The sequence below is a fragment of the Flavobacterium sp. Leaf359 genome (assembly GCF_001423985.1).
In the GTDB taxonomy this organism is placed as follows: domain Bacteria; phylum Bacteroidota; class Bacteroidia; order Flavobacteriales; family Flavobacteriaceae; genus Flavobacterium; species Flavobacterium lindanitolerans.
The window spans coordinates 307,008-307,485 of sequence record NZ_LMPW01000002.1; the positions used below are offsets into that span (position 1 = coordinate 307,008).

At 50.8% G+C, this 478-nt stretch carries 1 protein-coding gene; it reads right to left on the bottom strand.

The window, feature by feature from the left end:
• A partial coding sequence (locus ASG38_RS17925) for a SprB repeat-containing protein (protein ID WP_162239649.1) occupies positions 1-478 on the bottom strand: 478 nt, incomplete at both ends.

The window sequence follows — 478 nt, forward strand, 5'->3', positions numbered from 1 at the left end:
TGATGTTCCGTAGGCGAAGGCAGGCGATATGGCATATTCAATCGTTCCCGTTCCACCTGTGGCCGTTACCTGAATGCTTCCCGTTGACTGGCCGAAGCACAATACGTTGGCCGTTACGTTGGCGTTAGCCGTAACCGGTATTAGCGTGTTGATTGTGAAAGGAACCGTTTTGGTACAGCCATTGGTGTGCTGTACGTAGGCCGTATGGCTTCCCGGAGCAATGTTGTTGAACGTATTTGATGTTACATACGTTACTCCGTCCAGTGAGTACTGAACCTGTGAGGCTACTGCAGGATTTACGCCAATTGTTACCGTATTTCCTGGTACGTTGCCGGTACAGTTTGCTACCACCGTTGCAGTCGGCTGTATGTCCACCCCGCTGTTTATCGTGAATGTCTGAGGCGCAATCTCGCAACCGTTGGCATCTTTCACATAAATGGTATAGGTCTGCCCACCGTTCAGGTTGGAGTAGGCCAGT